Annotated in this window: 4 protein-coding genes and 1 tRNA gene; 2 read left to right on the top strand and 3 right to left on the bottom strand. The window is 39.4% G+C overall.

Annotated elements, in window-relative coordinates; genetic code table 11:
• Window positions 1–439 precede the first annotated feature (439 nt).
• Both EI161_RS13300 and EI161_RS13295 read left to right on the top strand, forming a co-directional pair.
• Window positions 440–514 (top strand) — tRNA-Gly (locus EI161_RS13300).
• A 262-nt stretch (window positions 515–776) separates the two neighbouring features.
• Window positions 777–1,571: a glucose 1-dehydrogenase gene (locus EI161_RS13295; protein ID WP_192524920.1), complete on the top strand. Its 795-nt coding sequence runs from the start codon at window positions 777–779 to the stop codon at window positions 1,569–1,571.
• Window positions 1,572–1,737: 166 nt separating this feature from the next.
• Here EI161_RS13295 and EI161_RS13290 read toward each other — a convergent pair whose 3' ends face one another.
• The 3 genes from EI161_RS13290 to nadR form a co-directional block, all read right to left on the bottom strand.
• Complete coding sequence (locus tag EI161_RS13290; RefSeq protein ID WP_192524976.1) at window positions 1,738–2,184, bottom strand: DUF962 domain-containing protein; 447 nt, start codon at window positions 2,182–2,184, stop codon at window positions 1,738–1,740.
• Between the two features lie 216 nt (window positions 2,185–2,400).
• Window positions 2,401–3,159 (bottom strand): nicotinamide riboside transporter PnuC, encoded by a 759-nt coding sequence (gene pnuC / locus EI161_RS13285; RefSeq protein ID WP_192524903.1) that lies wholly within the window; start codon window positions 3,157–3,159, stop codon window positions 2,401–2,403.
• Between the two features lie 163 nt (window positions 3,160–3,322).
• On the bottom strand, window positions 3,323–4,369 hold the full coding sequence (gene nadR, locus EI161_RS13280; protein ID WP_192529771.1) for a multifunctional transcriptional regulator/nicotinamide-nucleotide adenylyltransferase/ribosylnicotinamide kinase NadR: 1,047 nt from the start codon (window positions 4,367–4,369) through the stop codon (window positions 3,323–3,325).
• Between the last annotated feature and the right edge of the window lie 641 nt (window positions 4,370–5,010).

Raw genomic sequence — 5,010 nt, 5'->3', positions numbered from 1 at the left:
TAGATTAGTGAGATGCTCTTCTTTTTTCAATCACTTTCGATGTTGAGAGTGGGGTTTCTATATAGTTGATTTGCTTCAAAACCGATAACAGTAGCACGTGGTTACCAGTGTATCGATCAGTGTATCGGTTTTATTTAGAACGGCCTATGAGCTGCTATCAGCTATAGAAAGCTAAGACTTAACAGAGATTCACCTCTCTAATAAAAGGGAATAGGGCAAGAAGTATAAAAATAGGTTATTTGTTTAAAATAATTTCTGCTGGCTAGATTGTTAGAATAAACCATAAAATCAAGCAACTAGCGGAGTTTTTTTCTGAATACAAGGCAAAAGGTAGTAATGTTTTTTAGGAAATTAAAAAAAGCTATTGACACGCACAGAATATTTGCTAAAATAGCCAGCCTATCGAGACGTAGTAGTTAAAACTTACGAATTGATTTAAGCGGGAATAGCTCAGTGGTAGAGCATAACCTTGCCAAGGTTGGGGTCGAGAGTTCGAATCTCTTTTCCCGCTCCAAATATGGCTTGAAAAAGCACTAAAGCCTCACTTCATTGTGGGGCTTTTTTTATGCCTAAAGTTTAATAAAATTAGCTCAAACCAGCGTTACAAAATATGGATGATTTGACACATTCATTTGATTTTAACCGTGCATACTTATTAAGTATTTAGACATAATGGGTGTCATTTTAAATTATAGACAACAAATGAGCCTTACTGAGGAATTAACCACTAACAAATCAATAAGCTTATTAATTAATAATTATTATAAGGATTCAAGATGCAAGAGTTTAAACATAAAGAATTTAACGAATTATTTGACCTCTCTGGAAAAACTGCCATTGTTACCGGCGGTGCAAACGGGATTGGTAAAGCAACGGCATTACGCTTGGCACAAGCTGGGGCAAACATCGCTATCGCTGATCTGAAATTGGAAGACGCCAAAGCGGCGGTAAAAGATATTGAAGCGTATGGCGTAAAAGGTTTGGCCGTCGAATGTAATATCTTAAAAGATGAAGATTTGGTCGCCATGGTAGAAAAAGTAGTGGCTGAATTGGGTAGTATTAACATTCTAATTAATAACGCTGGTGGCGGTGGCGGCGGTAAAGAGAACCCATTCAAAATTTCAGTCGATGATATCCGTCGTGATTTTGAGCTCAATGTTTTTAGTGGTTGGCGTCTATGTCAGTTATGTGTACCGCACATGAAAGAATCAGGCTATGGTTCAATTGTATTTACCACTTCTATGTCAAGTATTGATAAAGAGCCAAACATGAGTGGTTATGGAGGTTCAAAAGCGGCCGTTAATCACATAGTTGCAGACTTAGCGCATGATTTTGGTCCTGAAGTACGTATTAATGCAGTAGGCCCAGGAGCTACTCGTACTGACGCGCTAAAAACAGTACTGACACCAGAGATTGAAAAGAAAATGCTCTCACATACGCCAATCAATCGTTTAGGCGAGGCCGATGACATTGCTGGTGCGATGCTATACTTTGCTTCACCAATATCGGAATGGGTAAGTGGACAAACTATCTTCGTTAATGGCGGTGGTGTGCAAACGCTAAATCAATAGAAAATAGCACTATCGGAAAATAGATTATTTTTCTAAAAAATCAGCACTATATAATTAACGATATGCAATTAACAAAAAAAGCGCTATTTAATCAAGTATTAAGTAGCGCTTTTTTGTCTATTTTAAATAGTGACGTGTTAATGGCAGAGCTAGGGCGTATCATACTTTAGCTGTTTTTATGTCCCATAAGGCTGTTTGCCACCCATGCTGGACCGATTAATAAGAATTGTAAATCTTCAAAGAAAGAAGGCTTTTTACCTTCGATTTTATGACCGACAAACTGTCCAATCCAAGCAACCACAAAGACAGCCGCCCAAATTTTAAAGCCCCAAGGCAATAATGCCATCACTGAAAGGCAAATAAGGATAAACATACCCATTGCTAAAAACAGCGGCGTTGATAAGCGCATATAAAACAATAGTACCAATGCGCTAAGCACCAAGGTAAACCAAACCGACAGCGACATCCCCATACCTAATAGACTGACAAAAATGGTAGGAACGCATAGCCAATGGATTTTTTTATTGACTAGGTTTTGGTGACTGACAGAGTATTCGCTGAGCCATTGCTCAAGCGTGCGTTTAGACAGATGCTTTTGCTGAGTACGAGACATACTAACCTCCTTGTTAGCAAATGAATGAATGACTGACTGACTAACTAATAATAGTAGTTAAATACAATAGTTAATTAGAACTACTTACTACTAGTTGTAGCACTAATTTATGTAACCTGCCATTTTATCTGGTAAACCGCACAGTCAAGCCTTCTTATCCTTTCACTCTTATATGCATTATTTTTCAGCTGTAACACGAGTTGTCGTCGTCATTCATTATCGCGTGGGTGTTGGCAATTTCATAGCATCTTGCTCGCTGCGATGCCATTCGTAAAGACCGATAAAAGAGTTCACTTGATAAATCATGGTTTGAATAGCAAAGATATAGTTGCCAGACATGAGGTTGACGATCAGCCAGACGAAGTTGACGATAATCCATAACCACCAGTTAAATGAATAACGTAGAATCATTGCCGCTTGTGCGGTGATAGAAAGCACAAACGCGATGACGTTGATCCAAAAGAAAGAGATCAACCCTAAAAACTTACTGTTGTCGTCTTCAACCACCGCATAGCCGTAGCTTGCTAGTAAATCATTCACCACTGGAAAGAGGGCGAGACCAATCACAATAAACGCTGCTGTAATCAACCAAACGGCTTTGCTGGCAGATTTGGGTACCATATCACCGTCAAGGTCAGTGTGTTTTGACCAATAAAAAATACCGTAAACATGGGTAAAAAAGTTAAAAAGTGGCGCTAGCATCAAACCAACTGCGCCAGATGTTGCCTGTACCACGACTTCACCAGCGGTTGCGCCCATGCCAAAGCCATTACCCATGACGTTTTTGCGGAATGACAGTGACACCACACAAATCAGGCCAATAAAGGATACCGCCAAATAAAACCAATCGAGAGTGGTATGCTCTGTGGTTAGCCAAAAGCCTGCAGACAACGCAATCACCCCACAAATGAACCAAGTAATAATCCATTGCATCGCCCATTTTCCAGTGATATTGTCCAATAGCTGAATACGCATTGTTTTTTTCCCTAAAAACGCATATCAATAACAACGCTCTGCTCATCAAAAAACGTCATTAAAAACATACTGATAAAAGTTTATTGTTATAAAATTACTATTAAAAATAGCGTTATTATAAATTTATTATTATTGAGTTTATTGAGGACACGCCCTAATTACTTTACGGTTTTTTGCCATAAATAGCTTGGTCGATAAATAACAGTGCTTGCTGATAGCGCGCATCGTAGTCAGGTTTATCAACCATATGTGGTTCAATATTGTGTTGAGTAAAGATATCTAATAACCGTTGCTCAAACCGCCCACGTGCCTCAGGCGTGCCTAATGAGCGCATACCATCGGCAACCCACGGTGTATTATTGTCCAGCATAATTGTATGGTCGAGACGAAACTCATCGATACAGGCCGTGACGAAGGGATGGGTCAGCCCTTCGTACTCTTCACAGAATGCTTGTGTGGTCACAAAGTCGGTATCAACGATAGTAACAGGCGCGGTTGCTTTGGCCTTGGCATCGCGAATAGCCTGAGCATGATTCAGGGCAATGGGTCCGTAATCACTATATTGTAGCCCAATCTCACTACCGCCCAAGTCTGTGCCGACATATAGTCTTCCCATTTCAAGTGCAAAGCTGGCACCATAATAGTTGGCAAGTTTATGTACTAGAGTTGTCTTCCCTGAGCTTTCGCCACCTACAATAGCCACTGTTTTAGTGTAATCAGGACGTGCATGTGGGTGGATTGCCGGCCAATGCACTACTGGGTTACGGGCAATAGCATAAGAATCAAACTCAGTCTGTAGCGGGGTAGTGACGACTGGCAGTAGTAGCTGTTCTTGGATAGTACTGTCCGCTAATGGGTGGTTTTCTGCGACAAACAATACCGTCTCAGCTGGCAGTTTTAGCGCTTCCATCAAACGTTGTAATTTGGCATTGCTGGCTGGGATATCAATTGTTACTTCATTAAAGTCCTCATGCAACGGTAGCTCAATCTCATCAGTGATATGAATATGGATAAAAGGTAAATCGGCACATGCCATCTGTAGCCAACGCGCTTTATCTTGCAAGGTGATGTTGAAATCTGGGTGCGGAGCAGGGTGTGCCATAATGACGATATTGAGTGTTTTTGCTTGTCCTGCTGCGTCCAATATACTGCGCATCTGCCCTAGATGCAGTGGTTCAAAATGCCCGATCATCAAGCCTGACTCTTCCATAACTTCTCTCATTTTATTTATATATATTTTTCGTGGGTAGTTTTACTTATGAATATTTTGAATTTTTAGTTATTTATCAGCATGGTATAAAGGTTTGAGGCGATTTACAGGTAGGTTATTGTAAGTAGGCGTTATTTTATGAATTTATTATTTAGTAAGATATAACCTATGGATTGGTTGTGTTAGTTGTATTTAATAATAGCGTTGTTAAATAAATCGTCATCTTGTAGAATAAAATAATAAGAGTTAGCTACTTCTCAATTAAAGTATTCTGCAATTGTAACAAATTATGTAATAATGGGGAAACAAAGCTAGTTATGAAACATTTTGAAATAATTATTTAAAATCAGGGGTTTACGTGGGTTTTTGAGAGATTAGTGCAAGCTTGGTTAGCATAAACTCACAAAGCACGTCTACATCCTCAACAGATGAAATGCTAATTGTTGCTATACTTGTTTACAAGTTCAGAAAGCCAAGCAACTTTGATTAGAGCTTTTAAAACTTAGATTAACACATGAAGTGCAATACCAAATGCGAGGTGAAAAAAAGACCTAGATGCGCTAGCATCAAAGTCTTTATCCACCGACCAAAGTGAGATTGCAACCATGAACTATACACATCTAAGCCTAGGTGAACGATAT

The organism is Psychrobacter sp. FME5 (assembly GCF_014861375.1).
Lineage (GTDB): Bacteria > Pseudomonadota > Gammaproteobacteria > Pseudomonadales > Moraxellaceae > Psychrobacter.
This window is presented reverse-complemented; position numbering and strand designations above follow the sequence as displayed.

Bases quoted from the DNA above. Each gene is read 5' to 3' on its own strand.
- nadR (WP_192529771.1), bottom strand. From the start codon at position 4,369: ATGGAAGAGTCAGGCTTGATGATCGGGCATTTTGAACCACTGCATCTA.
- EI161_RS13290 (WP_192524976.1), bottom strand. From the start codon at position 2,184: ATGTCTCGTACTCAGCAAAAGCATCTGTCTAAACGCACGCTTGAGCAA.
- pnuC (WP_192524903.1), bottom strand. From the start codon at position 3,159: ATGCGTATTCAGCTATTGGACAATATCACTGGAAAATGGGCGATGCAA.
- EI161_RS13295 (WP_192524920.1), top strand. From the start codon at position 777: ATGCAAGAGTTTAAACATAAAGAATTTAACGAATTATTTGACCTCTCT.